The 23,145-nt window shown below is 71.4% G+C and carries 22 protein-coding genes and 1 tRNA gene; 12 read left to right on the top strand and 11 right to left on the bottom strand.

The window, feature by feature from the left end:
• The coding region (locus AOQ37_RS37185) for an FAD-binding oxidoreductase (protein WP_306305230.1) at window positions 1-1,712 on the top strand (1,712 nt) is incomplete at its 5' end.
• A 123-nt stretch (window positions 1,713-1,835) separates the two neighbouring features.
• On the opposite strand, the gene AOQ37_RS37180 is transcribed toward AOQ37_RS37185, so the two are convergent.
• Both AOQ37_RS37180 and AOQ37_RS37175 read right to left on the bottom strand, forming a co-directional pair.
• Window positions 1,836-3,644, bottom strand: a complete 1,809-nt coding sequence (locus AOQ37_RS37180) for a transglycosylase domain-containing protein (protein ID WP_374701576.1) — start codon at window positions 3,642-3,644, stop codon at window positions 1,836-1,838.
• A 32-nt stretch (window positions 3,645-3,676) separates the two neighbouring features.
• A complete protein-coding gene (locus tag AOQ37_RS37175; protein WP_062651463.1) occupies window positions 3,677-4,756 on the bottom strand; it encodes a sigma factor-like helix-turn-helix DNA-binding protein in 1,080 nt (359 codons plus the stop codon).
• Window positions 4,757-5,012: 256 nt separating this feature from the next.
• Here AOQ37_RS37175 and AOQ37_RS37170 point away from each other — a divergent pair, with 256 nt between their 5' ends.
• Genes AOQ37_RS37170 through AOQ37_RS37160 form a run of 3 tightly spaced genes read left to right on the top strand, consistent with a single transcriptional unit; the run spans window position 5,013 to window position 6,689 of the window.
• The gene (locus tag AOQ37_RS37170) at window positions 5,013-5,528 is read left to right on the top strand and encodes a SigE family RNA polymerase sigma factor (RefSeq protein ID WP_062651461.1); all 516 of its coding nucleotides are present in this window, start codon (window positions 5,013-5,015) and stop codon (window positions 5,526-5,528) included.
• Window positions 5,518-6,246, top strand: coding sequence for a hypothetical protein (locus AOQ37_RS37165; RefSeq protein WP_062651459.1), 729 nt, complete (start codon window positions 5,518-5,520; stop codon window positions 6,244-6,246). Before AOQ37_RS37170 ends, AOQ37_RS37165 begins: the two co-directional genes overlap by 11 nt.
• The gene (locus AOQ37_RS37160) at window positions 6,243-6,689 is read left to right on the top strand and encodes a hypothetical protein (protein ID WP_159401433.1); all 447 of its coding nucleotides are present in this window, start codon (window positions 6,243-6,245) and stop codon (window positions 6,687-6,689) included. The genes AOQ37_RS37165 and AOQ37_RS37160 overlap by 4 nt, the downstream gene beginning before the upstream one ends.
• A gap of 34 nt (window positions 6,690-6,723) precedes the next feature.
• Here the strand turns inward: AOQ37_RS37160 and kilB are convergent, their stop codons facing one another.
• Complete coding sequence (gene kilB, locus AOQ37_RS37155; protein ID WP_062651455.1) at window positions 6,724-7,188, bottom strand: plasmid transfer protein KilB; 465 nt, start codon at window positions 7,186-7,188, stop codon at window positions 6,724-6,726.
• Window positions 7,189-7,550: 362 nt separating this feature from the next.
• On the opposite strand from kilB, the gene AOQ37_RS37150 reads away from it, so the two are divergent.
• Window positions 7,551-8,054, top strand: coding sequence for a hypothetical protein (locus AOQ37_RS37150; RefSeq protein WP_062651453.1), 504 nt, complete (start codon window positions 7,551-7,553; stop codon window positions 8,052-8,054).
• A 113-nt stretch (window positions 8,055-8,167) separates the two neighbouring features.
• On the opposite strand, the gene AOQ37_RS37145 is transcribed toward AOQ37_RS37150, so the two are convergent.
• The 3 genes from AOQ37_RS37145 to AOQ37_RS37135 all read right to left on the bottom strand — a co-directional run bounded on the left by AOQ37_RS37145 (window position 8,168) and on the right by AOQ37_RS37135 (window position 10,441).
• Window positions 8,168-8,241, bottom strand: a tRNA-Pro gene (locus tag AOQ37_RS37145).
• Between the two features lie 42 nt (window positions 8,242-8,283).
• Complete coding sequence (locus AOQ37_RS37140; RefSeq protein ID WP_062651451.1) at window positions 8,284-9,069, bottom strand: Pr6Pr family membrane protein; 786 nt, start codon at window positions 9,067-9,069, stop codon at window positions 8,284-8,286.
• 445 nt (window positions 9,070-9,514) lie between these two features.
• Window positions 9,515-10,441 carry a metallophosphoesterase gene (locus tag AOQ37_RS37135; RefSeq protein ID WP_062651449.1) on the bottom strand — a complete coding sequence of 309 codons (927 nt, stop codon included), beginning with the start codon at window positions 10,439-10,441 and terminating at the stop codon, window positions 9,515-9,517.
• A 94-nt stretch (window positions 10,442-10,535) separates the two neighbouring features.
• Here AOQ37_RS37135 and AOQ37_RS37130 point away from each other — a divergent pair, with 94 nt between their 5' ends.
• On the top strand, window positions 10,536-11,000 hold the full coding sequence (locus AOQ37_RS37130; protein ID WP_062651447.1) for a GatB/YqeY domain-containing protein: 465 nt from the start codon (window positions 10,536-10,538) through the stop codon (window positions 10,998-11,000).
• A gap of 530 nt (window positions 11,001-11,530) precedes the next feature.
• Here the strand turns inward: AOQ37_RS37130 and AOQ37_RS37125 are convergent.
• Window positions 11,531-13,810, bottom strand: a complete 2,280-nt coding sequence (locus AOQ37_RS37125; RefSeq protein ID WP_062651444.1) for a transglycosylase domain-containing protein — start codon at window positions 13,808-13,810, stop codon at window positions 11,531-11,533.
• A gap of 406 nt (window positions 13,811-14,216) precedes the next feature.
• On the opposite strand from AOQ37_RS37125, the gene wblA reads away from it, so the two are divergent.
• Window positions 14,217-14,555 carry a transcriptional regulator WblA gene (gene wblA / locus AOQ37_RS37120; protein ID WP_062651442.1) on the top strand — a complete coding sequence of 113 codons (339 nt, stop codon included), beginning with the start codon at window positions 14,217-14,219 and terminating at the stop codon, window positions 14,553-14,555.
• Window positions 14,556-14,569: 14 nt separating this feature from the next.
• Here wblA and bagB read toward each other — a convergent pair whose 3' ends face one another.
• Complete coding sequence (gene bagB, locus AOQ37_RS37115) at window positions 14,570-16,012, bottom strand: ATPase BagB (protein ID WP_062651440.1); 1,443 nt, start codon at window positions 16,010-16,012, stop codon at window positions 14,570-14,572.
• Window positions 16,009-16,986 carry an ATPase BagA gene (bagA, locus tag AOQ37_RS37110; protein WP_062651438.1) on the bottom strand — a complete coding sequence of 326 codons (978 nt, stop codon included), beginning with the start codon at window positions 16,984-16,986 and terminating at the stop codon, window positions 16,009-16,011. The genes bagB and bagA overlap by 4 nt, the downstream gene beginning before the upstream one ends.
• Window positions 16,987-17,106: 120 nt before the next feature.
• Between bagA and sp36 the strand changes: the two genes are divergently transcribed.
• From sp36 to AOQ37_RS37095, 4 genes are all read left to right on the top strand, one after another.
• Entirely contained in the window at window positions 17,107-17,265 is a 159-nt protein-coding gene (gene sp36, locus AOQ37_RS40205) for a Sp36 family protein (RefSeq protein WP_020129281.1), read from the top strand.
• Entirely contained in the window at window positions 17,262-17,726 is a 465-nt protein-coding gene (locus AOQ37_RS37105; protein WP_062651436.1) for a RidA family protein, read from the top strand. The genes sp36 and AOQ37_RS37105 overlap by 4 nt, the downstream gene beginning before the upstream one ends.
• A gap of 204 nt (window positions 17,727-17,930) precedes the next feature.
• Window positions 17,931-18,878 carry an NUDIX hydrolase gene (locus tag AOQ37_RS37100; RefSeq protein ID WP_062651434.1) on the top strand — a complete coding sequence of 316 codons (948 nt, stop codon included), beginning with the start codon at window positions 17,931-17,933 and terminating at the stop codon, window positions 18,876-18,878.
• Window positions 18,879-19,071: 193 nt separating this feature from the next.
• The gene (locus tag AOQ37_RS37095) at window positions 19,072-19,923 is read left to right on the top strand and encodes an MBL fold metallo-hydrolase (RefSeq protein WP_062651432.1); all 852 of its coding nucleotides are present in this window, start codon (window positions 19,072-19,074) and stop codon (window positions 19,921-19,923) included.
• Here the strand turns inward: AOQ37_RS37095 and AOQ37_RS37090 are convergent.
• The gene (locus AOQ37_RS37090) at window positions 19,920-20,777 is read right to left on the bottom strand and encodes a nucleotidyltransferase domain-containing protein (protein WP_062651429.1); all 858 of its coding nucleotides are present in this window, start codon (window positions 20,775-20,777) and stop codon (window positions 19,920-19,922) included. The two genes, AOQ37_RS37095 and AOQ37_RS37090, sit on opposite strands and share 4 nt — an antisense overlap.
• Window positions 20,778-20,976: 199 nt before the next feature.
• Window positions 20,977-21,651 (bottom strand): Crp/Fnr family transcriptional regulator, encoded by a 675-nt coding sequence (locus tag AOQ37_RS37085; protein WP_020129286.1) that lies wholly within the window; start codon window positions 21,649-21,651, stop codon window positions 20,977-20,979.
• Between the two features lie 206 nt (window positions 21,652-21,857).
• Here AOQ37_RS37085 and nth point away from each other — a divergent pair, with 206 nt between their 5' ends.
• The gene (gene nth, locus AOQ37_RS37080; RefSeq protein ID WP_374701575.1) at window positions 21,858-22,889 is read left to right on the top strand and encodes an endonuclease III; all 1,032 of its coding nucleotides are present in this window, start codon (window positions 21,858-21,860) and stop codon (window positions 22,887-22,889) included.
• Window positions 22,890-23,145 lie beyond the last annotated feature (256 nt).

Raw genomic sequence — 23,145 nt, 5'->3', positions numbered from 1 at the left:
GGGGGCTGGGGACGATGGCACGCCATGAACAGGGCATCCACAGGCGGAACTTCCTGGCGGGGGGTGCGGCCGCCGGAGGCGCCGCGCTGCTGACGGGGACGGGCCTGGCCACACCGGCCGCGGCGGCCGAGGGAACCGCGGCGGCGGACGGAACCGCGGCGGCGGAGCCGATCAGCACGGTGACCCCCAGCGACAAGCGGTACCAGGACCTGGTACGGGGCTACAACCAGCGCTGGTCCGCCGAGCCCGAGAAGATCTGCCTCGCGGAGACGACCGCGCAGGTCCAGGCCGTAGTCCAGAGCGCCGTGAAGGCGGGCAAGCGCCTGACGGTGCGCAGCGGCGGCCACTGCCACGAGGACTGGGTCTTCAACTCCGACGTCCGTGTCGTCCTCGACATGGCCAAGATGAACAGGGTCTATTTCGACGCCGAGAAGAACGCCGTCTGCGTCGAGGCCGGCGCGCAGCTGCTGAACGTGTACGAGCGCATGTACCGCGGCTGGGGAGTCACCATCCCGGCCGGCATCTGCTTCCAGGTCGGTGCCGGCGGGCATGTCAGCGGCGGCGGCTGGGGCCTGCTCTGCCGCCAGCTGGGCCTGGTGGTCGACCATCTGTACGGCGTCGAGGTGGTGACCGTCACGGTCGGCGGCTCGGTCAAGGTGGTGGTGGCGACCCGGGAGCCGAACGACCCGAACCGCGACCTGTGGTGGGCCCACGCGGGCGGCGGGGGCGGCAACTTCGGCGTCATCACCCGCTTCTGGTTCCGCACCCCGGGGGCGGTCGGCACCGATCCCGCGAAGCTGCTTCCGCAGCCGCCCGCCGAGGTGCTGCTGCACGCCGCCTCCTGGCCGTGGGCCGAGATGACCAAGGAACGCTTCGCGCGCCTGCTCACGAACTACGGCAACTGGCACGCCGAGCACCTCCGGCCCGGCACCGTCCACGACCACCTGTTCAGCGCCCTGTGGCTGACCCACAAGTCCAACGGTTACATCGGCCTGGTCACCCAGCTCGACGCGACCGTCCCGGACGCGCGGCAGGTGCTGGACGACTTCCTGGCCGCCATGGCCGAGGGCGTGGACGTCGCGAGCGAGCCCATGGTCACCCACATGGGAGAGATGGCGGCCATGCCGGAGTTCGCCGAGCCGCGCAAGATGCCGTGGCTCCAGGCCGCCCGCTACGCCAGTACCACCAACCCGACGCTGAACGACCCCAGTCTCAACAGCGACAACAAGTCGGCGTACTACCGCACGGCCATCCCGGCAACGCAGATCGACGCGTTCTACGAGCACCTGACCCGGGACGACCTGGCCAACACCACGGCCAACGTGCAGCTGAGTTCCTTCGGCGGCAGGATCAACGCCGTCGCCCCGGACGCCACCGCCTTCCCGCACCGCGAGGCCGCGTACAAGGCGGCCTGGTCGATCTGGTGGACCGACCCGGCGCAGGAGGCCGCCTCGCTGCGCTGGATACGCGAGTTCTACCACGGCGTCTACGCCGAGACGGGCGGCGTCCCGGTCATCAACGACGTGACCGACGGCTGCTACGTCAACTACCCGGACATCGACCTCAGCGACCCGAAGTACAACACCTCCGACGTCCCCTGGACCGAGCTGTACTACAAGGGCAACTACGCCAAGCTCCAGCAGGTCAAGAAGACGTACGACCCGCGCGACTTCTTCCGCCACAGCCAGTCGGTGAGACTCCCGTCCGCCTGACGCACCCCCTGAACCGCCGATGCCGACGCCGGTGGTGGCGTCGGCGTCGGCATCGGCGTCACGATCGGTGCTGGTGCTGGTGCTGGTGCTGGTGCTGGTGCCGGTGCGGCGCCACCACCGGCGTCACCCTTCGCCCCGCCCGCCCTTCGTGGCAGCCTCCCAGACCCCCGCCGCCACGCTCCGCGCGAACTCTGTCGGTGCCGGGTCGTTCGGCAACTGCGCGGGCACCGTCGTTCCCTTCGTGCGGCCCGCGCGGTCGGCGAACAGCGCGACCGTCAGAGCGAGTCGGCTGTCGTACCCGGTGGTCCAAACGGTCCGCCGGGTGGTCCCGCCGCCCGCCCCGGCGACGGCGAAGCCCTTCACCACCGGCGAGCCCGCGGCACCAGAGGCGTCGACGGCGACGGGCGTCGGCCCGGCCCCCGATCGCATGCCCGCCGTCAGCGCCTCCTTCTCGTCCAGCGCCTGCCGCACGTCGGGACGCGCCCGGTAGACCGTGCGGCCCTCCCGGGTGATGCGGGCGACGGTGTACGGGGTGGCGTACCTGCCGTCCGCGGCCACCGTCGCGTACGCCGACGCCAGGTTCAGCGGGGTCGGCGCCGAGGTCTTCAGCAGCCTGTCCAAGGGCTCGCCCGCGTGCCGCAGCGCGCCGAACGGTTCCAGGGCCGTCCCCGCCTCCACGGCCCCGCTCACCGCGTCGTTGAAGGACTGCCGCGCGTAGTCCGAGCCCCCGTACAGCAGCCGCACCGCTCCGTCGCCGGGCACCATGCCCACGACGGCGGTGTGCACCCGTACCCCCTCGGACCCGGAACGCGCCTGCGCCAGTTGTGCGGTGCTGTCCTGAAGCGCCAGGTCGAAGGTGGTCGTCACGCTGTAGCCGCCGCTCGCGAGCCGGTCCTCGCTGATGCCGAGCCGGTCCGCGGCCTCCTTCGCGGCGACGTCGATCAGGTACTGCCGCTGCCCCTCGGTCTCGCCCGGCGGATAGAACCGGAAGGCGGGGAACCGCGCCGCGGCCCGCTGCTTCGCCGTGATGCTCCCGCTCGCGGCCATGGCGTCGAGCACCCACTCCCAGCGGTGCTCCAGCTTCGCGGTCACCTTCGGATCGGATCCCGTCCTCTCGTAGTACGAGGGGATGTTGAGGATGGACGCCAGAGCGGCGCCCTGCGCGACGGTCAGGTTCTTCGCGTCCACGCCGAAGTAGTTGCGCGCGGCGGACTGGATCCCGGCGGCACCCCGCCCGAAGTACACGGTGTCGAGATAGCCCTCGAGGATCTCGTCCTTGGTGCGGGTGCGGTCCAGCTTGATCGCGATGAGCGCCTCACGCGCCTTGCGGGACAACGAGTGTTCCGGGCTCAGCAGCGCGTTCTTCACGTACTGCTGGGTGATGGTGGAGCCGCCCTGCGGGTCGCCGCCGGTCAGCGTCGCCAGCATCGCCCGGGTGATGGCCCGCGGCGAGATCCCGCTGTCCGTACGGAAGGAACGGTTCTCCGCGGCGATCACCGCGTCCTGCACATGCCGGGGGACCGCGGACAACGGGATGTCCTGCCGGTCGACCGGCCCGCGCCGGCCCAGGTAGGCGCCGTCCGCGTCGAGGAACACGGTGCTCTGGGTGACCGTCTCCGGGTGCGGCTTCGGAACGGACGTCAGGTGGTACGCCACGACGGCCGCCGCACACAGCGTCGCGAGCAGCGCGAGGACGGCGTGCAGCAGCCGGCGGAGCCGTCGGCCCCGGTTGCGCCGGAGCCGGATCCGCAACGGCACGCGCTCGCGGTGCCGCCGAGCCGACGCCGTCCCCTCCCGAGACCGCCGCGCCCCACGCGTGGACCCCGGTCCCTTGCCCGCTCCACGCGCCCCACGCGTGGACCCCGGCCCCTTGCCCGCCCCACCCTCGTCCCCGTCCCCGTCCCTGCCCATGGACCGGCCCCCGTTCCCCATGAGGTCCCTCTCCTCCCTCCCCTCCCTCTCCTTCATATCCGCCACCACTCGCGCTCCGACCGTGCGGCGACGCCGCCCGAGGCGTCGTACACCGTGACGATCCGGTCGTCCCCGTCCACGGCGAGGAACGCCGGTATGTCCTTCCTGGCCAGCGGCGTGCTCGCGTACCAGATGCCCCACCCCGGACTGCCCGCCAGGACGAGGACCTTCGCGGTGATCCTGCCGCCGTCGCCGTTTCTCACCTCGACGCGGCCCGGCTCGCCGCGCAGGCCGTGGAAGAGGCCGGACAGGAAGAGCCCGCCGTGCACGCTGTCCACCCGCAGGGTGACACCCGGTTCGTCGAGCGGGCGGTCGCTGTCGTTCCCGGGGAGGGGCACCGACCAGTGCCCCCCGTCGGCCGTCAGCCACAGCCGTACCTCCGACCCGACCGTCACCCGCTCGCCCGGCGCCACGATCCGGACCGGGCTCGTGGCCGTACGACCGCCGCCCCCCGCCCGGGCCCCGGACGTCCCGTCCTGCGCGCCGCCGCCCCCGAGCCGGTCGGCGCCGAGGAGGGCGACGGGGGTGAGCAGCGCGGCGCAGACGGCCGAGGCCACGGCGAGGCGCCGGCGTCGCCGGGCACGGCCCTCGGCCCACAGGCCGGCCAGCGGTACCTCGGACGGGACGACGTCCCGGGCGGCCCGGCCGAACACCTCGCGCAGCCGCCCGGGGTCGCCGCCGGCCTCCTTCAGACCGTGTCGGGCACGGGCCCGCACCGCCCCCACCGAGCAGCCCAGCAACTGGGCGATCTCCGCGTCCGCGCGCCCTTCCCATATCCGCAGCACCAGCACGGCCCGTCGGCGTGCGGCGCGCCGTCCGCGCAGCCGGCGCAGGTGGTGACGCAGCAGGCAGCGCCGTACATGGAAGTCCACGTCGTTGCGCGGAACGCGCCGCCACCGCGCGCACATCCGCACCAGCGTTCTCCGCGCCAGTTCCTCGGCGGCACCGGCGTCGTCGGTGAGCAGCCGAGCCGTCACGACCAGCCGGGACCAGTGCGTCCGGGCGTACGTGGCGAAGTCGTGGGCGGCGGGGAGCACCGGCGGTACGGGGAGCGTCTCGGGGGTCGGTGGCACCTGGGCGGGTCCTTCCTGGTGGAGCAACCGTGCGGTCGTGCACGTAGGTTGAGCGGGCAGTGAGCCGACACCGTGAGGGAAGAGGGAGCCTGAAACCCGTGTACGCCGTCTTCCCGGTGGGATCGCGTCTCGCCGCACGCGTGCGAGGTGTTCGCCGCGGTGTGTGGGTTCGCCGCGATCGATGCGAGCTACGCGACCTGTACGCACGGCGGAGGTGACCAGGTTGCAAGGAGAGGCCGGAGATTCCGGTGGGGGCATGACCGAGGAAGAGTTCGACGCCTTCTACGCGACGGCGTTCCCCCGGCTGACCGGACAGCTCTACACCTTCACCGGAGACCACGGCGAGGCCCAGGACGTCGTACAGGAGGCGTTCGTACGCGCCTGGGACCGACGACAGCACTTCCTGTCGGACAGTGCTCCCGAGGCGTGGATCCGCACGGTGGCCATGCGGCTGGCGGTGAGCCGCTGGCGGCGCGCGAGGCGCTGGCTGGAACTCGTACGGCGCACCCCGCCGCCCGAATCCACCCCGGGGCCGGGCCCCGAGCACACCGCGCTCGTGGCCGCCCTGCGCGAACTGCCCCAGGCCCAGCGGATGGCGATCGTCCTGCACCATTTGTGCGACCTGAGTGTGGAGCAGGTAGCCTCCGAGACCGGCGCGCCGGTGGGGACGGTCAAGGCGCGGCTCTCCCGGGGCCGGGCGGAGCTGGCGAAGCGACTTGCGGGGGACGAGGCCGACGGGCCGGTCCGGAAGGAGAGCCGCCGTGTCCGATGAACTGTCCGCCGCGCTGCGGGAGTTGGCCGCCGGCCGGGCGACCGCTCCGATCGTCGGAGGCCCCGCCACCCGTGCCCGGGCGGTACGCCGCAGGCGCCGTCGCCGGGCCGCCGCGACCCTGGGCGCGGGCACCGCGGCCCTCGCGCTGCTGGGCGCCGCCCTGACCCTGCGCCTCGGCGAGGACCCGGCACCGTCGTCCGGGCGCCGCACCCCCGCCGCCGCGGCGCCCTCGGCCTCCGCCCCGGCACCGGTGGCCACCGCCACCCCCACCCCGATGGCCCTCTCCGGCACGCTCGACCTGCCCGCGCGTGCCCTCACGTTCGCCGGCCGGGTGATGCCGATCCTGTCGACCTTCGACCTCTCGGCCCCAGACCTGGCGTCCGGGTCCACGGGCGCGACCCTGATGACGGTGGTCGCGAAGCCGGTCCGGCTGGAACTGGCCGCCGACGTGCCCCCCAAGGGCCGCACCGTGGTCAACGTCGCCCACGCGGTCGAGCTGCGCGACGGGAAGGGCAGCCGGCTCTACGTCGGCACCTTCGCCACGAGCATCAAGGCCCGCGGGTACTACGACGCCAGAGGCGGCGTGATCGCCCTCGGCACCGCGGAGGCCCGGTGGTTCCACAACCGGGTCCACCCCGGCGACAGCATCGCGGTGACGACCGGCATACAACCCGCGGCCCCCGAGGCCTCGCAGACGCGCGGGGACCAGAGCCGATGAGCCGGTACGGCATGCGCTCGTCGCCCTGGCCCGCCGAACTGCTCCGCGGACTGCGGCCGTTGCACCGGGCGCTGTTGCTGTTGTCCCTGTGCGTCCTGGCAGTTCCCCTGTGGTTCGCCGCGCGGAACACCTACCGCTTCGTCGACGGACACCGGGCGACGACGGAAGGCTACGTGCACTGCGAGTGGGCCGGCCCGTGCCACGGCGCCTGGCGCCTGCCCGACGGCCGACGCGGCAGCGGCGAGATCAGCGGCCTCGGCTTCGCCGCCGACGAGGAACTCCTGACGGGAATCCCCCTGTTCGCAGGCCGCACCTGGGCCGTGGCCGACCGCTCCGACCTGCTCATCAGCGCATCCTGGCAATACACCATCACCGCCCTCGGCACCCCCCTCACCCTGAGAACCGCCCGGAACAACTCCCGCAACAACGCCTCACGCCAGTGATCGAGGGGTCCTGAGCGACCTCTCCGCCAGCACGTCAGAGGTGCTGTTTCGCCGAGCCGACGAGTCGGCTGATGTCGTCACGGGTCCGTGCTCTCAGCTCGTCCAGTTCGGCCCTGCTGTCCACCTTGGGCAGCGCCGTGACCGCCGTGAGCACGTCTTCCGCGGTCTGGCTCAGACCCCCGTCATCGGTCAGCATCTGCACCCGGAACAGGGCCTCCTGGGCGCTGGAGCGCAGGTCGTAGGCGCGGATACGCACCGCGTCGGGGTCCTCCGGTGGCGACTGCTCATGCTCGCAGAACCACAGATGCACCAGACAGCGCCGGTAGTTGATCAACGCGCCGGCGTAGCTGGAGTAGGCGTCGAGCCGCTCCTGCCGAAGCTTCTCGCGACGCGTGAGCTGATGACTCCTGTCGACGGTGCGCTGCTGGAACGCCAGGGTGATCCCCGCCCCGAGCAGCGTCCCGAGAACGGCTATGGCGCTGGCGATGATGGACTCCACCCCCCAAGCTGATCACGCCTCCCGGCCACGGGTGCGCCACTGCCACAACTCCGCATGCCAGGGCGGGGTTCGGAGGGACGTAGATCAACGCCATCATGAGCCGGTCAGGCTTGACCCTCTGGTCGGGGTGCCGCTGCTGGGCGAGGCCGAGCTGACATATTCGTTGGCGGAACGGGAACAGAGGACCCAGTCGCGACGTGCCCCGTTCATCGGGGTCGGCGGCTGACGGTGCGTCCGGTCGGTAGACGTTCGCCGTGACGGGGTTCACCTGATGTCGTGTGTCTCGGCCCACCGCAAATGCCCGGCAGGCAGAACGATCACCCTGGCAGGATGCCGCCATGGGGAACACACATGCTTGGCCCGTGCTGCGGACCACGGACCTCACCGAGGCGCTGACGCTCGCGGAGAGGTTGCTGTCGGTCGCGTCCTGGTACGACCCGGACGGCTGCTACCTGGATGCCTGGGCGCATGATGACGATCAACTGCGGCGTCTGACGGAGGCCGCGCCGGAAGCGGCAGTCGATTGGTACGGGGAAGCCGGTGATGACGGGCGCGCGAGTGTGAGCCGGCCCGCCACGACCCTTTCGCAGGCACGAGAGGCTTTGCGATCCTGGACGGTCGTCACCAGGTGCTACATCCTGTGGCACAACATGACGTGGCCGGCAGTGCCGGAGCTGGGGCTGGACGAGGAGTACAAGTACGCCGAGTTGCAGGTCGCGTCCAACAGCCACACGATTCACTGCGAGGAATGGGCGCCCGAGCACACCGTCTTCATCCATGCACGACCCGGGCATGACGAGCGTGCCGCATGGCTGGCGGCCCAGGTCGACGCCGAAGTCGTCGGCCCCCCTGAGTTCGGCTGGTAGCCCACCGGGCACCTGCGACCACCGCGACAACCGGCCCAGGAGGGCGAAGCACGCAGCAACGCCAGAGGGCCCCTACCGATTCGGTAAGGGCCCTCTGATCTGCTATTCAGCTGTCGGGGTGGCGGGATTTGAACCCACGACCTCTTCGTCCCGAACGAAGCGCGCTGCCAAGCTGCGCTACACCCCGATGTCGCTGCTTGTCCTGCTTGTCGCGGCGACGTCGTTTACTTTAGCCCACCGGTGGCCCGAGACGAAATCCGGTTTTGGCGCGGTGGCTGATCGGGTTCGGGCGGGCGTGGTCGAGGGCCACGAGGAGGACCGCGAGGGCGTAGAAGGCGAGGCCGAGGAGGAGGGCGTTGGCGAGGGCGTGCTTGTAGCCGTGGGCCTCCACGTCGAAGAAGGGGTAGAGGTAGCGGCCCGGGGTGCCGGCGGGGATCAGCTGGGCGCGGGCGAGGCAGAAGGCCAGGTAGGACACGGGGTAGATCATCCAGGTGGCGGCCCGGCGCAGGCGCATGCGGCCCGGGGGTGTGAGCAGCAGCCAGTCCAGGACGGCGGCTGCCGGCGTCACCGTGTGGATGAGGGTTCCGGCGACCATGTGCCAGCCCGTGGGGGCGGTCGTCGTGCTGGTCACCGAGAAGGGGACGGCCGTGTCCGTCAGGAGCAGGTGGTAGACCAGGCCGGTGATCGTGACGTAGAGGAGCGCGGCGCCCGTCAGGGCGGCGGGGAGGGGGCGGCGGGCCGTCCACGCGCGGCGGGCGGACAGCAGCGTGACCAGGGCCAACAGGATGTTGCTCTGGATCGCGAAGTGACTCAGGACCCGCAAGGGGCTGCCGAGCAGGAAGGCGAGCGTCACGCCCGCGATCGCCGTGCCGGCCAGGAGCAGGCGAAGGACGGCGGCCAATGGACGGCGTGCGGGGGTCACCACCGCGGAGGCGGGGACGGAGGAGAGCAGGAGCGCGTGGGTCCGCGGGATCGCGGGCAGATCCGGGATGTCCCTGGGTATCGGCGCGGTCATACCCTCAAGCTAGGCAAACGTGATGGAAGGGGCGATATGGGTGGGCCGTTCGAGGGAACCGTCACCGCCCGGCGGCCCCCTCCGTCAGTGTCCCGGCTTCCGTGACGGTCACCATCCCGTCACCTTCACGGCCGACGAGACCGCCGCCCCTCCGTCACCGGTGTGCCTCCGTGACAGTCGCCCCTCCGTCACCGGTGTGCCTCCGTGACAGCCATCCCTCCGACACCGGTGTGCCTCCGTGACAGCCGCCCCTCCGTCACCGGTGTGCCTCCGTGACAGCCGCCCCTCCGTCACCAGTGTGCCTCCGTGACAGCCGCCCCTCCGACACTGTCGGGGCATCCGTCACGGCTGCCTCTCCTTCACCGGCGCCGCGCCTCCGTCATCATTGGCGCCCCTCCGCCACCGCCACCGCCACCGGCGCCCGCGCCCCGCCTCGCTCCTCGTCCTACTCCTTCTCGACCAGCGTCAGCAAAGTGACCTCCGGCGGGCACGCGAACCGCACCGGTGTGTAGCGGCTCGTTCCGCATCCCGCGGAGACGTGCAGGTAGGACGTGTGCCCCTCCGCCGTATGCGTGGACAGGCCCTTCACGCGTCCCGTGTCCAGGTCGCAGTTGGTGACGAGGGCGCCGTAGAAGGGGATGCAGAGCTGGCCGCCGTGGGTGTGGCCGGCCAGGATCAGGGGGTAGGCGTCAGCCGTGTAGGAGTCCAGGACCCGCAGGTACGGCGCGTGCACGACGCCCATCGAGAAGTCGGAGTCCGCCGACGGGCCACCGGCCACCTGGGCGTAGCGGTCGCGCTTGATGTGCGGGTCGTCCACGCCGGTCAGCTCGATCGACGCACCCTCGACCTTCAGCACGCCCCGGGTGTTCGTCAGGTTCAGCCAGCCCGCCGCGTCGAAGTTGTCGCGCAGGTCCTCCCACGGGTTGTGGACCACGTTGACGGCGGGGGCGTTGCCGTTCAGGCCGTGGCGTCCCTGGGCCTTCTCGAAGAGGTAGCGGGCGGGGTTGCGCAGCGTGGGGCCGTAGTAGTCGTTGGAGCCGAAGACGTACGCGCCCGGGAACTCCATCAGCGGGCCGAGGGCGTCCAGCACCTCGGGCACGGCCTCCGGGTCGGACAGGTTGTCGCCGGTGTTGATCACGAAGTCCGGGCGCAGGCCGGCCAGGGAACGCAGCCAGCGCTGCTTCTTGCGCTGCCCGCCGACCATGTGGATGTCGGAGACCTGAAGCACGCGTAGGGGTCGCATCCCGGCGGGGAGGACGGGGACCGTCACCCGTCGCAGGCGGAAGGAACGGGCTTCGAAGCCCGCCGCGTACACCAGGCCGGCGGCGCCGGCCGCCGCAATGGACAGAGGTACTCCGTATCGCGCGTGCATACGTCCATCGTGTCAGACGCCGCCAACGGCCTTTGCCCCGCCGCCCCTTAAATGGGCGGGCGTACGGCTGCCGACACCTGCGACAATCAAACCCATGACCACGCTCAAGTCGAAGCTTCAGGAAGACCTCAACGCCGCGATCAAGGAGCGCGACGAGCTCCGCTCCTCGACGCTCCGGCTCACGCTGACCGCGATCACCAAGGAGGAGGTCGCGGGCAAGGAGAAGCGCGAGCTCTCCGACGACGAGGTTCTCAAGGTGATCACCAAGGAGGCGAAGAAGCGCCGTGAGGCCGCGGACGCCTTCGCCCAGGGTGGTCGGGCCGAGTCGGCCGAGCGGGAGAAGGCGGAGGGCGAACTGCTCGCCACCTACCTGCCCAAGCAGCTCAGCGAAGAGGAGCTGAACGACATCGTCGCCCAGGCCGTCGCGGAGGCGAGGGCGGCCGGTGCCGAGGGGCCGCGGGCGATGGGCGCCGTCATGAAGATCGTGAACCCGAAGGTGGCCGGCCTGGCCGAGGGCGGCCGCGTCGCCGCGGTCGTCAAGAAGCTCCTCGCGGGCTGACCCCGGCCACGGGCTCGCCCCCCCCCGGAGGGTCGGAAGCCAAAGCCCAAGCCGAAGCCGAAGCCGAAGCCGAAGCCAAAGCCAAAGCCGGTGCTGGCGTCGGAGTCGGCGGTCGGCGGTCGGCGTCGGCTTCCGCCGAGTGCCAGACCGGCCCCCGCAGAGTCACCGGCCCTCGCAGAGTCACCGGTCCCGCCGAGCCGCCTCTCCGTTCCGCGCTGGAACCACCGGCACGACCGAGTGTCACCGGCCCCACCGAGTGCCATCCGCTCTGCCGGGAACGACCGGCCCCACCGAGTGCCATCCGCTCCGCCGGGAACAACCGGCCCCACCGCACCACCTGCCCACCCAGCACCACGGGCACCACGGGCACCACGGGCCACACGGGCCACACCGGCATCACCGGCCGCACCGCCCCGCACGACGAACGGCCCCCGCCTCTCCCTACGAGAGGCGGGGGCCGTTCGTCGTGTTCCCGGTCAGTCGGGCGCACCCGGCGCCCGGGGCGCCGTCAACCCGTGCCGGACGTCGTCTCAGCCGCGTCCGCCGTTGCCGTTCCCGTTGCTCTGGCCCTGGAAGAAGGTGCCTCCGTCGTTGCCGCCGGTCGAGTTGCCGCCGTTCGTCGTGCCGTTGGTGAGCAGGCCGGTGAGGAAGCCGTCGTCGTCCCCGTTGCCGCCGTTGTTGCCGTTGTCGTCCCCGTTGTCACCGTCGTCGTTCTCGTTGCCGCGGTCCTTGTCGGGCGGGTTCGGGATGTCGACGAGGTTGAAGGGCGGGGCTTCCTTGCCCTCGAGCGCGCCGGTCATGGCGTCGCGCCAGATCGGGCCCGGGGTGTCACCGCCGTAGACCTGGGAGTGGTAGACGCCACCGATCGTGATGTTGGTCATCTCGACCTTCTGGGTGGCGCTGCCGACCCAGACGGCGCCCGCGAGGTTCGGGGTGTAGCCGACGAACCAGGCGTTCTTGCGGGAGTCCGTCGTACCCGTCTTACCGGCGTTGGCGCGGCCGGACAGACCCGCCTGCTGGCCGGTGCCGGAGTCGGTCACCCCGCTGAGCAGCGTGTTGACGGTGTCCGCGGTCTTCTCGCTCATGGCGCGCGAGCAGGTCGACTTCGGCACCTCCAGCGACTTCTTCGTGCCGCCCACGGTCTGGGTGATCGACTCGATCGCGACCGGGGTGCAGTACATGCCCCGGCTGGCGAAGGCCGCGTACGCGCTCGCCATCGTCAAGGGGGAGAGGCCGGTGGAGCCGAGGGTCATCGACGAGGGCACCTCGGGGACCTTGTCGCCGTTGCCCTGGACGACGCCCAGCTTGTCGGTCATCTTCACCACGGGGCACATGCCGATGTCGGCGAGCATCTGCACGAAGTAGGTGTTGACCGAGAGCTCCATGGCCTTCTTCAGCTGGTACGGGCCCTTCTCGGACTCGCTCTCGTTCTCCAGCTTGTCGTTGCCCTCGTTGGTCCACGGCTTGCTGCTGCACGTCTGGACCGTGTCCGGGTACGGCATCTCGTACGGCGCCGGGTAGCTCTGGTTGGCCGGGCGGCCCTCCTCCAGCGCGGCCGCGGCCACGAACGGCTTGAAGGTCGAGCCGGTCGGGAAGCCGTAGTTGGAGCCGCCCATGGAGGCGTTGACGGAGTAGTTGTACTCGGTCTCGTTCTTGCCGTAGCCGTACGGCTTCGACTGGCCCATGCCGAGGATCTTGCCGGTGCCGGGCTCGACGAGCGTGGCGGCCGCGGCGACCTTGTCCGACTTGTAGACGTGGTCCTTGAGCGAGTCCTGCACGGACTTCTGGGCCTGCGGTTCGAGCGTCGTCCGGATCGTCAGGCCGCCCTGGTTCCAGACCTTCGCCCGCTCCTCCTTGGTCTTGCCGAAGACCGGATCGCTGAGGAAGACGCGCTCCACGTACTTGCAGAAGAAGCTGGCGCCCTTGACGGCGGTGATGCAGCCGTTCTTCGGCTGGGTGACCTTCAGGCCCAGCGGGGCGGCCTGCGCCTCGGCGGCCTCGGCCTCGGTGATGTCGCCGACCTCGGCCATGCGCTTCAGTACGACGTTACGACGGTTGGTGGCCGTGACGTCGTCCTTGACCGGGTCGTAGACGGACGGGGACTGGACGATGCCGGCCAGCAGCGCCGCCTGGGGGAGGGTGAGGTCCTTGGCGTGGGTGGAGAAGTAGCGCTGGGCGGCCGCCTCGACGCCGTAGGCCTGCTCGCCGAAGAACGTGATGTTCAGGTAGTTCTCGAGGATCTTCTTCTTGCCGAGCTCCTCCTCCACCTGGATCGCGTACTTCAGCTCCTTGATCTTGCGGCCGATGGTCTGCTGGGTGGCCTGCGCGACCTTCGTCGGGTCGTCGCCCGCCTCTTCCACGAAGACGTTCTTCACGTACTGCTGGGTGAGCGTCGAGGCGCCCTCGGAGACCCCGCTGCTCTGCACGTTCTTGTTGAGCGCGCGCAGCATGCCCTTCAGGTCGACCGCGCCGTGCTCGTAGAAGCGCGAGTCCTCGATCGCGACGATCGCCTTCTGCATGTACGGCGAGATGTTCTTGAGGTCGACCACCGTGCGGTCCCGCGAGTAGACCGTGGCGATCTGGCCGCCTTCGGCGTCGAGGATCGTGGTGCGCTGGCTCAGCGGGGGCGTCTTGAGGTTGGCCGGGAGTTCGTCGAACGACTCCACCGACCCCTTGGCGGCGAGGCCCAGCGCGCCGAACGCGGGCAGGGCGATACCGGCCAGCACGGCTCCCGCGAGCACACTGACACCGAGGAACTTGGCGGCCTGCTGCGTTGGCGACAGACCACCGCCCGAGCGCTTCTTTGGCATGAGGGCAGCCTACGTTCTCATTCGCCGGACACGCGTCAATGCCTTGGCCTAAGCTGCTCTCAACTGTCACAGCAGCAGGGCTACGTATCAATACGTCCGACGACCCCGAATCGTTCCGGAGGTTCCCCGACTTTCTGGTGGGGGCGTGTCCGAATCCGCCGTGTGTGTCACCCGGCGTCCGTTGTGACTCAAGTGAACTGTCCCGGTTGCCGGGAAAGTCGCATATGTCGCGGGCTCACTCCCCCGGGTGATCTGCCGCTTACGCATAGTCCGTTCGGGCCATTCAAGATTGGGCCCGAAGGGGGTGTTGCGCTGTGCCCACCTTCCGTAACGTCCTCAACTGGCGGCGGTGAATATGCCGCTGCCGCCGTGGGGGAGCCTCGATTCGGGAGAGGACGGCGCCGGTATGGGCTGGGTAACCGACTGGAGTGCGCAGGCCGCCTGCCGCACTACCGATCCGGATGAACTGTTCGTTCAGGGAGCAGCGCAGAACAGGGCCAAGGCGGTGTGCACCGGATGTCCGGTACGCACCGAGTGCCTGGCTGACGCGCTCGACAACCGTGTCGAGTTCGGTGTGTGGGGAGGCATGACCGAGCGCGAGCGCCGCGCACTGCTGCGCAGGCGTCCGACTGTGACCTCCTGGCGCCGCCTCCTGGAGACGGCGCGTTCGGAGTACGAGCGTGGGGCCGGCATCCTGCCGCTCGACGACGACCAGATCTACGAGAACTACGCGGCGGTGGGCTGAGGACAACCCTCGGCTCAGACGTCGGCAGCCTCGGGCAGCTCCGGCTGGTTGGCCGCGAGCCGGTTCCCGATGTCCCGCAGTCCCGTGAGGTCGTGCACATCGCCGGGCAGCGCGGCCACTTCGGACACCGCCACCTCGGGGTGCAGCGCGGTGAAGCGGTCCCGCGTGCGCTGCTCGCGGGAGAGCAGGTGCATGCGTTCCGCGTGCAGCCTGAGCAGGCCTGCGGTGAGGTCGTCCACGGCCCGGTCCGCGTCCGCGCCTGAATGCGCTCCGGAGTGTGCTCCGGTGGTCGCGTCGGTGCTCGCTGTCCGGTCCGTGTCGTTGGCCGTGGGCCGGTTCGCGCCGGTGGGGGCGTCGCGCTCCGGATCGGTTGCGGAGGATTCTGAACTGCCGTACGTGTCGGGAGAGTTACGAAGACCAGCTTTCCCGCCGTCCTGATCCACAATGCGGGGCTCTTCAAGATTTTCCGCGGCGCGTGCAGGGACGAGGTCGAGGTTCTCCGCAGCGGCGAGCGCCCGCTCGGCGGACAGCTGGGCGGCGCCGCTGCCGTGCACGCGGTTCAGCACCAGACCGGCCAGCGGCATGTCCTCGGCGGCCAGCCGCTCAACGAAGTACGCGGCCTCCCGCAGCGCGTCCCGCTCGGGAGCCGCCACCACCAGGAACGCCGTGCCGGGCGCCTGGAGCAGCTTGTACGTGGCGTCCGCGCGGGTGCGGAAGCCGCCGAACATCGAGTCCATCGCGGCGACGAACGTCTGCACGTCCTTCAGCAGCTGCCCGCCGAGCAGCTTGCCGAGCGCGCCGGTCATCATCGACATCCCGACGTTCAGGAACTTCATCCCCGCGCGGCCGCCGACCTTGGCCGGCGCGAGCAGGACGCGGATCAGCTTGCCGTCCAGGAACGACCCGAGCCGCTTCGGCGCGTCCAGGAAGTCCAGGGCCGAGCGCGACGGCGGGGTGTCGACGACGATCAGGTCCCACTCGTCCCGCGCGCGCAGCTGCCCCAGCTTCTCCATCGCCATGTACTCCTGCGTGCCCGCGAAGCCCGCCGAGAGCGACTGGTAGAACGGGTTGCCCAGGATCGCGGCCGCCCGGTCGCCGTCCGCGTGCGCCTCGACGATCTCGTCGAAGGTGCGCTTCATGTCGAGCATCATGGCGTGCAGTTCGCCGTCACCCTCGACGCCCTTGACGCGGCGCGGGGTGTTGTCCAGCGAGTCGATGCCCATGGACTGGGCGAGCCGGCGGGCCGGGTCGATGGTGAGGACGACCACCTTGCGGCCCCGCTCGGCCGCCCGGAGGCCCAGGGCCGCCGCCGTGGTCGTCTTGCCGACGCCGCCCGAGCCGCAGCACACCACGATGCGGGTCGCGGGGTCGTCGAGCAGCGGATCGAGGTCCAGTACCGGCGCGGGGGAGAGACGGCGCCGGGCGCTTCCCTGGTCGTGGGCCTGGTCCGGACTCATGCGATCCCCTGCTTCCGCAGTTCGTTGGCGAGCTGGTACAGGCCCGCGAGGTCCATGCCCTCGGCGAGCAACGGCAGTTCGTGCAGGGGCAGGTCGAGCTCGCCGAGGACCGCGCGCTGCTCGTGCTCCAGCGCGTACCGCTCGGCGTACTCCTCGGCCTGCTGAAGGAGCGGGTCCACCAGCCGCTCGGCGTGGCCCCCGCGCCGCGCTCCGCCGAGCCCGGCGGCGGACAGCGACCGGGCGACGGAAGAACGACTCACGGTCCGGACGAGTTCCAGCCCGCCCTCGTCCAGCACCTCGGGCCGCACCATGTTGACGATGACCCGTCCCACCGGCAGCTTCGCCGCCCGCAGCTCGGCGATGCCGTCGGCGGTCTCCTGGACCGGCATCTCCTCGAGCAGCGTCACCAGGTGCACGGCCGTCTCCGGCGACTTCAGCACCCGCATCACGGCCTGTGCCTGATTGTGTATCGGGCCGATCCTGGCCAGCCCGGCGACCTCGTCGTTGACGTTGAGGAAGCGGGTGACGCGTCCCGTGGGCGGGGCGTCCATGACGACGTAGTCGTACACGAACCGCCCGTTCTTGTCCTTGCGCCGTACCGCCTCGCACGCCTTGCCGGTGAGGAGCACGTCCCGCAGCCCGGGCGCGATGGTGGTGGCGAAGTCGATGGCGCCGAGCTTCTTCAGGGCCCTTCCGGCGCCTCCCAGTTTGTAGAACATCTGGAGGTAGTCCAGAAGGGCCAGTTCGGGATCGATGGCCAGTGCGTACACCTCACCGCCCCCCGAGGCGACGGCGATCTTGCGTTCCTCATAGGGCAACGCCTGTGTCTCGAAGAGCTGTGCGATGCCCTGCCGGCCCTCCACCTCGACGAGAAGCGTCCGCTTCCCTGCCGTGGCGAGGGCAAGCGCGAGGGCCGCGGCGACCGTCGTCTTGCCGGTCCCGCCCTTACCGCTGACGACCTGGAGCCTGCTCACGTCTTCGAGCGTAACCATTCGGCGCCCGAGGCAATCGGCAGGCTGTGGACAAGGGGGGCCTATATCGGCCACATGGCCTGTGGAACGGGGCCTCGGGCGACAGCGGATACAGTCGGCCCCATGACCAAGTGGGAATACGCAACCGTGCCGCTGCTCGTCCACGCAACGAAGCAGATTCTGGACACCTGGGGCGAGGACGGCTGGGAGCTCGTCCAGGTCGTGCCCGGGCCGAACAACCCGGAGCAGCTCGTCGCCTACCTGAAGCGGGCCAAGGCGTGAGCGCGGTCGAGACGAGGCTGGCCGAGCTGGGTCTGACCCTGCCGGCGGTCGTACCGCCCCTCGCGGCCTACCAGCCGGCCGTGCAGTCCGGCCCGTACGTGTACACGGCCGGCCAGCTGCCCATGGTGGACGGCAAGCTGCCGATCACCGGCAAGGTCGGCGCCGAGGTCACCCCCGCGGAGGCCAAGGAGCTGGCCCGCACCTGCGCGCTGAACGCCCTGGCCGCCGTCAAGTCGGTCGCTGGCGACCTGGACCGCATCGCGCGCGTGGTGAAGGTCGTCGGGTTCGTCGCGTCGGCCTCGGACTTCACCGGCCAGCCCGCCGTCCTCAACGGCGCGAGCGAACTGCTGGGCGAGGTCCTCGGCGACAAGGGCGTGCACGCGCGCAGCGCGGTGGGCGTCGCGGTGCTGCCGCTGGACGCGCCCGTGGAGGTCGAGATCCAGGTGGAACTCGTCCCGTAGTCGGTTCCGTCCCGTAGGCGCCCTCGCCCTGTGGGCGGCTTCGCCTCTGAGGGCGCCTACGCCCCCGTGGGCGCCTTCCGGACGCCCTCCGCCCTCCCGGATGCCACGCCGGCATCCCGGAGGCGGCCCCTCGGGCGCCCTCGTCGGCGCTCTGACCTCGGGGGCCTCTCGAACATTCGCGCACCACGGGATAGCCTCGCGCCCATGGCGAATGGGCAGTGGTTCCCCCAGGACTGGCCGGAACGCATCCGCGCGCTCGCGGACGGCACCCTCACCCCGGTCGTCCCGAAGCGCGCGGCCACCGTCATGCTCCTGAAGGACACCGACGGCGGCCCTGCCGTCCACATGCTGCGCAGACGCGCCTCCATGGCCTTCGCCGCCGGCGCGTACGCCTATCCGGGCGGCGGCGTCGACCCGCGCGACGACGACCATCACGTCCGCTGGGCGGGCCCCACGCGCGCGTGGTGGGCCGAACGGCTCGGCGTCGACGGGACGGCGGCCCAGGCGATCGTCTGCGCGGCCGTGCGCGAGACCTACGAGGAGGCCGGCGTCCTGCTCGCGGGGCCGACGCCCGATTCCGTCGTCGGCGACACCACGGGCGCCGACTGGGAGGCCGACCGGGCCGCGGTGGCCGCCCGTGAACTGTCCTTCGCCGAGTTCCTCGACCGCCGCGGGCTCGTCCTGCGCTCCGACCTCCTCGGTGCCTGGACGCGCTGGATCACCCCGGAGTTCGAGTCCCGTCGCTACGACACCTGGTTCTTCGTGGCCGCGCTCCCCGAGGGCCAGCGCACCCGCAACGCCTCCACCGAGGCCGACCGCACGGTGTGGATCCGCCCGGCGGACGCGGCGGCCTCCTACGACAAGGGCGAGCTGCTGATGATGCCGCCCACCATCGCGACCCTGCGCCGGCTCGTGCCGTACGCCACGGCCGCCGAGGCGCTGGCCGCGGCCCCCGAGCGCGACCTGACGCCCGTCCTGGCGAAGGCCCGCCTGGAAGGGGACGAGGTCGTGCTGTCGTGGCCGGGACACGACGAGTTCACCAAGCACATCCCGGCCGAGGCGACGGGCGGGACCGGCGCGACCGACGCGACGGGCGTGGTCGCCCCGACTCCGACCGGCGTGACCGACCCGACGAGCGGGGGCTCCGCATGACGGACACGGCCCTGCGAGGGCGGGCGGACGCGAGCGGTCTTCGAAGCTGCCGGCCGGGCGGCGCAGGACGGGTCCATCACGGGCCCCTGAGCCCGCCGGAACCGGCCGGGGCGCCCGGGGTGCCCGGGCGCGCCGTGTACGCCGTCGGCCGCCCAGGTGACGTTTCGCCCAGCCCAGTGGAAGGCACCTTCGCATGACCGACGCAGCCGCTCTCCCCGGCCAGCCGCGAGGCGGGGTCCTCTCCGGCCCGGCCACCCCGCGCGCGGTCAACGTCCTAGCGCCGAACGCGTCGGCGATGACCCTGGACGGCACGAACACCTGGATCGTCTCCGAGCCCGACTCCGGGCTGGCGGTCGTGATCGACCCCGGCCCGCTGGACGACGGCCATCTGCGCGCGGTCGTCGACACCGCCGAGCGGGCCGGCAAGCGCGTCGCCCTGACGCTTCTCACGCACGGCCACCCCGACCACGCCGAGGGCGCCGCCCGCTTCGCCGGGCTGACCGGGACGAAGGTGCGCGCCCTGGACCCGGCGCTGCGGCTGGGGGAGGAAGGCCTGGCCGCCGGGAACGTGATCACGGTGGGAGGCCTGGAGCTGCGGGTCGTCCCGACGCCCGGCCACACCGCCGACTCCCTCTGCTTCCACCTCCCGGCCGACCAGGCCGTGCTGACCGGCGACACCGTCCTCGGCCGGGGCACGACGGTCGTCGCCCATCCCGACGGCCGTCTGGGCGACTACCTGGACTCCCTGCGGCGGCTCAGGTCCCTCACGGTCGACGACGGCGTCCGGACGGTCCTCCCGGGCCACGGACCGGTCCTGGAGGACGCACAGGGCGTCGTGGAGTTCTACCTCGCCCACCGGGCCCACCGCCTCGCCCAGGTCGAGACCGCCGTCGAGGACGGCTACCGCACCCCCGCCGAGGTCGTCGCCCATGTGTACGCCGACGTCGACCGCTCCCTGTGGCCGGCGGCGGAGCTGTCCGTACGCGCGCAGCTCGAATACCTGAGGGAGCACGGGCTCATCCAGGGTCCCGCCCAGGGCTCCTAGAAATCCTGGGGCCGTTCGGCCTTCACGCCGTGCACGCGCGCGTACTCCTCGGCGAGCCAGGGGCCGAGATCGTCGACGTAGGACGCGAGGACGGCACGGTCGCCGCTCGGCCCGCACCCGCTCGGCCCGCACCCGCTCGGCTCGTACCCGAGGACGGCCGCCGCCCGAAGCTGTTCCGCGCGCCGCGGGTAGTAGGCGCCGAAGACCTCCGCCATCTCGTACAGGTCGCTGGTCCAGCCGTTCCAGCGGGGCATGACGAGCGTGAACGCGGTGCGCACGAGGTGGCGGGACATGAACCGGACGAGGGGCCGCAGGGCCTCCGGGGAGTCGCCGGCCGAGGCGATGCGGTCGCGCCAGCGCGGCAGGACCAGGGCGAGGTCGCCGTTGGTCTCCCGCGCGAGCAGGGAGTCCGGGCGGTAGCGGGGGAGGTGCGCGGCGAGGTCCTCCCCGAGCAGCGGCGTGCACAGACACGCCAGGAACCACCCCAGGTCGTGGCGCTCCAGGTCGCTCAGCACGCGCGCGTGGCCGACCAGCAGCGTCCCACCGCCGTCGATCTGCGGGAACTCCCTGTCGAGGGCCGCGTCGAGCGCCCGGCCGTCGGCCCGGTCCGCGTCGGTCGGTTCCTCACGCAGGACGACCAGGAGGTCCAGATCGCTGCGGCCCTCACGCGCGGTGCCGCGCGGAATCGACCCGTAGAGGTACGCGCTGTGCAGCCGGGCTCCGAAGACTCCAGGGATCCGCTCCCGAGCCGCCACGACGACCGGCCGGAAGGCATCCGTCACGCGCGCGAGGGAGCCTTCGCGCGCGATGTGCCCCAGGGGATCGAGACCTCGGGAAGGGATCGTTTCCGCCATGGGGCCACTGTGCTGCCTCGACCGCGGTCCTGCGGACCATGTTTCGGGCGCGGCGCGGGCACTGGAGCGGGGGGCGGGGGGGGGGCGACAGCGGGCCGCCGGGGCCGCGACCCACGGCGAACGGCACGCCCTCGACCCGAGCCCACTCACGAGCGCCGACACGGCCGCCCACGGAGGGTGGGGCGGCCGGGGCAGGCGGCTAGCGCGACCGCTTGGCCAGTCGCTCCACGTCCAGCAGGATGACCGCCCGCGCCTCCAGGCGCAGCCACCCGCGCTGGGCGAAGTCCGCCAGCGCCTTGTTCACGGTCTCCCGCGACGCGCCGACGAGCTGGGCCAGCTCCTCCTGCGTCAGGTCGTGGACGACGTGGATGCCCTCTTCGGACTGCACGCCGAAGCGGCGCGAGAGGTCCAGCAGGGCGCGGGCCACGCGGCCGGGGACGTCCGAGAAGACCAGGTCGGACATGGCGTCGTTGGTCTTGCGGAGGCGCCGGGCGACGGCGCGCAGCAGCGCGGTGGCCACCTCGGGCCGGGCGTTCAGCCAGGGCTGGAGGTCGCCGTGGCCGAGGCCGAGGAGCTTGACCTCGGTGAGGGCGGTGGCGGTCGCCGTGCGCGGGCCCGGGTCGAAGAGCGACAGCTCTCCGATGAGCTCGCTGGGACCCACCACGGCCAGCATGTTCTCCCGGCCGTCCGGGGAGGTGCGGTGGAGCTTGACCTTGCCCTCGGTGACGACATAGAGCCGGTCGCCCGGGTCGCCCTCGTGGAACAGGGAGTCGCCACGGGCCAGGGTCACCTCGCTCATGGAGGCGCGCAGTTCCGCGGCCTGCTCGTCGTCGAGTGCCGCGAAGAGCGGGTTGCGCCGCAGAACGTCGTCCACGAGTTCTCTCCTTGTCGACCTGCTCAGGGGAGCTTGCTCCCCTGCTTACCAGGGGACCGTGTTCCCCGTTTTGCTGGACGGTCCAAACAGTGTGATCTGTCACAAGGATGCCGCACACGTGTCCCGAGGTAAGCGGCAGGGGTCCAATTGGGGGCCGATCTTCAGGGTCCGGGGCGGATGTCGGTGCCGGGCTTTAGGCTGGCCGAGTGTCCAAATCGCCGGTGAGAGCACAGGCCAAGGGGGCTGGACGGGTGGTTGTACGTCGTGTTTCCGCTGTGGGCGAACAGGGCCCCGGTGGTGGTAGGAAAGCGGCAAAGGTGACGAACGAGATGCCTGCGAAGAAAGCGGCCGACAGCGCGAAAGCGGCCGTCAAGAAGACCGCGGCCAGAGGGAAGGGTGCCGCGGGCGAGGACGCCGGGAAAAAGGACGCCGTGAGCAGGCGTGCCGGTGCTGCCCCGGGGAAGCCCGAGTCCCACACGGCGCTCGTGCGCCGTGCCCGCCGCGTCAACCGCGAGCTCGCCGAGATCTACCCCTACGCCCACCCCGAGCTGGACTTCGAGAACCCGTTCCAGCTGGTGGTCGCGACGGTCCTGTCCGCCCAGACCACCGACCTCCGGGTGAACCAGACGACACCCGCGCTCTTCGCCAAGTACCCCACCCCCGAGGATCTGGCCGCCGCCGACCCGGAGGAGGTCGAGGAGATCCTCCGCCCCACCGGCTTCTTCCGGGCCAAGACCAAGTCCGTGATGGGCCTGTCCAAGGCCCTGGTGGAGGAGTTCGGCGGGGAGGTCCCCGGCCGGCTCGAGGACCTGGTCAAGCTGCCCGGCGTCGGCCGCAAGACGGCCTTCGTGGTGCTGGGCAACGCGTTCGGCCGACCCGGGATCACCGTGGACACGCACTTCCAGCGGCTCGTACGACGCTGGCGGTGGACCGAGGCGACCGAGCCCGACAAGATCGAGGCGGCGGTCGGCGCGCTCTTTCCCAAGAGCGACTGGACGATGCTGTCGCACCACGTGATCTTCCACGGCCGCCGTATCTGCCACGCCCGCAAGCCGGCCTGCGGCGCCTGCCCCATCGCCCCGCTCTGCCCGGCGTACGGCGAGGGCGAGACGGACCCGGAGAAGGCGAAGAAGCTCCTGAAGTACGAGAAGGGCGGCTTCCCGGGCCAGCGCCTGAACCCGCCCCAGTCCTACCTGGACGCGGGCGGCAGGCCGGCCCCGCCGCTGGGGGCCGGATGAGGGAAGGACCGACGGCGGCACGGACCGACTCGGGACAGGTGACCGGCGCGGGGCGGTCCGCCGCCGTACGAGCGCCGGCGCCGAGTCCGTCGCACCCGACCCGCACGGCAGATGTGACGTGCACGGCGCGCGTGACCCGCACGGCACACACGTCCCGCACGGCGCGCGTGACCCGCGGGACACACATCACGCGCACTATCGGGGGACGGCCCGCGGAACGATCTGTCGGTGCCCGGGCGTTGGACAGGGCAGAACG

Source organism: Streptomyces maremycinicus, assembly GCF_001184025.1.
Lineage (GTDB): Bacteria > Actinomycetota > Actinomycetes > Streptomycetales > Streptomycetaceae > Streptomyces > Streptomyces maremycinicus.
Note: the sequence above shows the minus strand (reverse complement) of the source record. Positions and strands in the feature narration are given on the sequence as shown.

What these genes read in the sequence shown, in the direction of transcription:
- bagB (WP_062651440.1), bottom strand. Translation starts at nt 16,012, where the DNA reads ATGAGTCCGGACCAGGCCCACGACCAGGGAAGCGCCCGGCGCCGTCTC.
- AOQ37_RS37090 (WP_062651429.1), bottom strand. Translation starts at nt 20,777, where the DNA reads ATGGCGGAAACGATCCCTTCCCGAGGTCTCGATCCCCTGGGGCACATC.
- wblA (WP_062651442.1), top strand. Translation starts at nt 14,217, where the DNA reads ATGGGCTGGGTAACCGACTGGAGTGCGCAGGCCGCCTGCCGCACTACC.
- AOQ37_RS37130 (WP_062651447.1), top strand. Translation starts at nt 10,536, where the DNA reads ATGACCACGCTCAAGTCGAAGCTTCAGGAAGACCTCAACGCCGCGATC.
- sp36 (WP_020129281.1), top strand. Translation starts at nt 17,107, where the DNA reads ATGACCAAGTGGGAATACGCAACCGTGCCGCTGCTCGTCCACGCAACG.
- AOQ37_RS37095 (WP_062651432.1), top strand. Translation starts at nt 19,072, where the DNA reads ATGACCGACGCAGCCGCTCTCCCCGGCCAGCCGCGAGGCGGGGTCCTC.
- AOQ37_RS37140 (WP_062651451.1), bottom strand. Translation starts at nt 9,069, where the DNA reads ATGACCGCGCCGATACCCAGGGACATCCCGGATCTGCCCGCGATCCCG.
- AOQ37_RS37180 (WP_374701576.1), bottom strand. Translation starts at nt 3,644, where the DNA reads ATGGGGAACGGGGGCCGGTCCATGGGCAGGGACGGGGACGGGGACGAG.
- AOQ37_RS37160 (WP_159401433.1), top strand. Translation starts at nt 6,243, where the DNA reads ATGAGCCGGTACGGCATGCGCTCGTCGCCCTGGCCCGCCGAACTGCTC.
- AOQ37_RS37135 (WP_062651449.1), bottom strand. Translation starts at nt 10,441, where the DNA reads ATGCACGCGCGATACGGAGTACCTCTGTCCATTGCGGCGGCCGGCGCC.
- AOQ37_RS37100 (WP_062651434.1), top strand. Translation starts at nt 17,931, where the DNA reads ATGGCGAATGGGCAGTGGTTCCCCCAGGACTGGCCGGAACGCATCCGC.
- AOQ37_RS37125 (WP_062651444.1), bottom strand. Translation starts at nt 13,810, where the DNA reads ATGCCAAAGAAGCGCTCGGGCGGTGGTCTGTCGCCAACGCAGCAGGCC.
- AOQ37_RS37170 (WP_062651461.1), top strand. Translation starts at nt 5,013, where the DNA reads ATGACCGAGGAAGAGTTCGACGCCTTCTACGCGACGGCGTTCCCCCGG.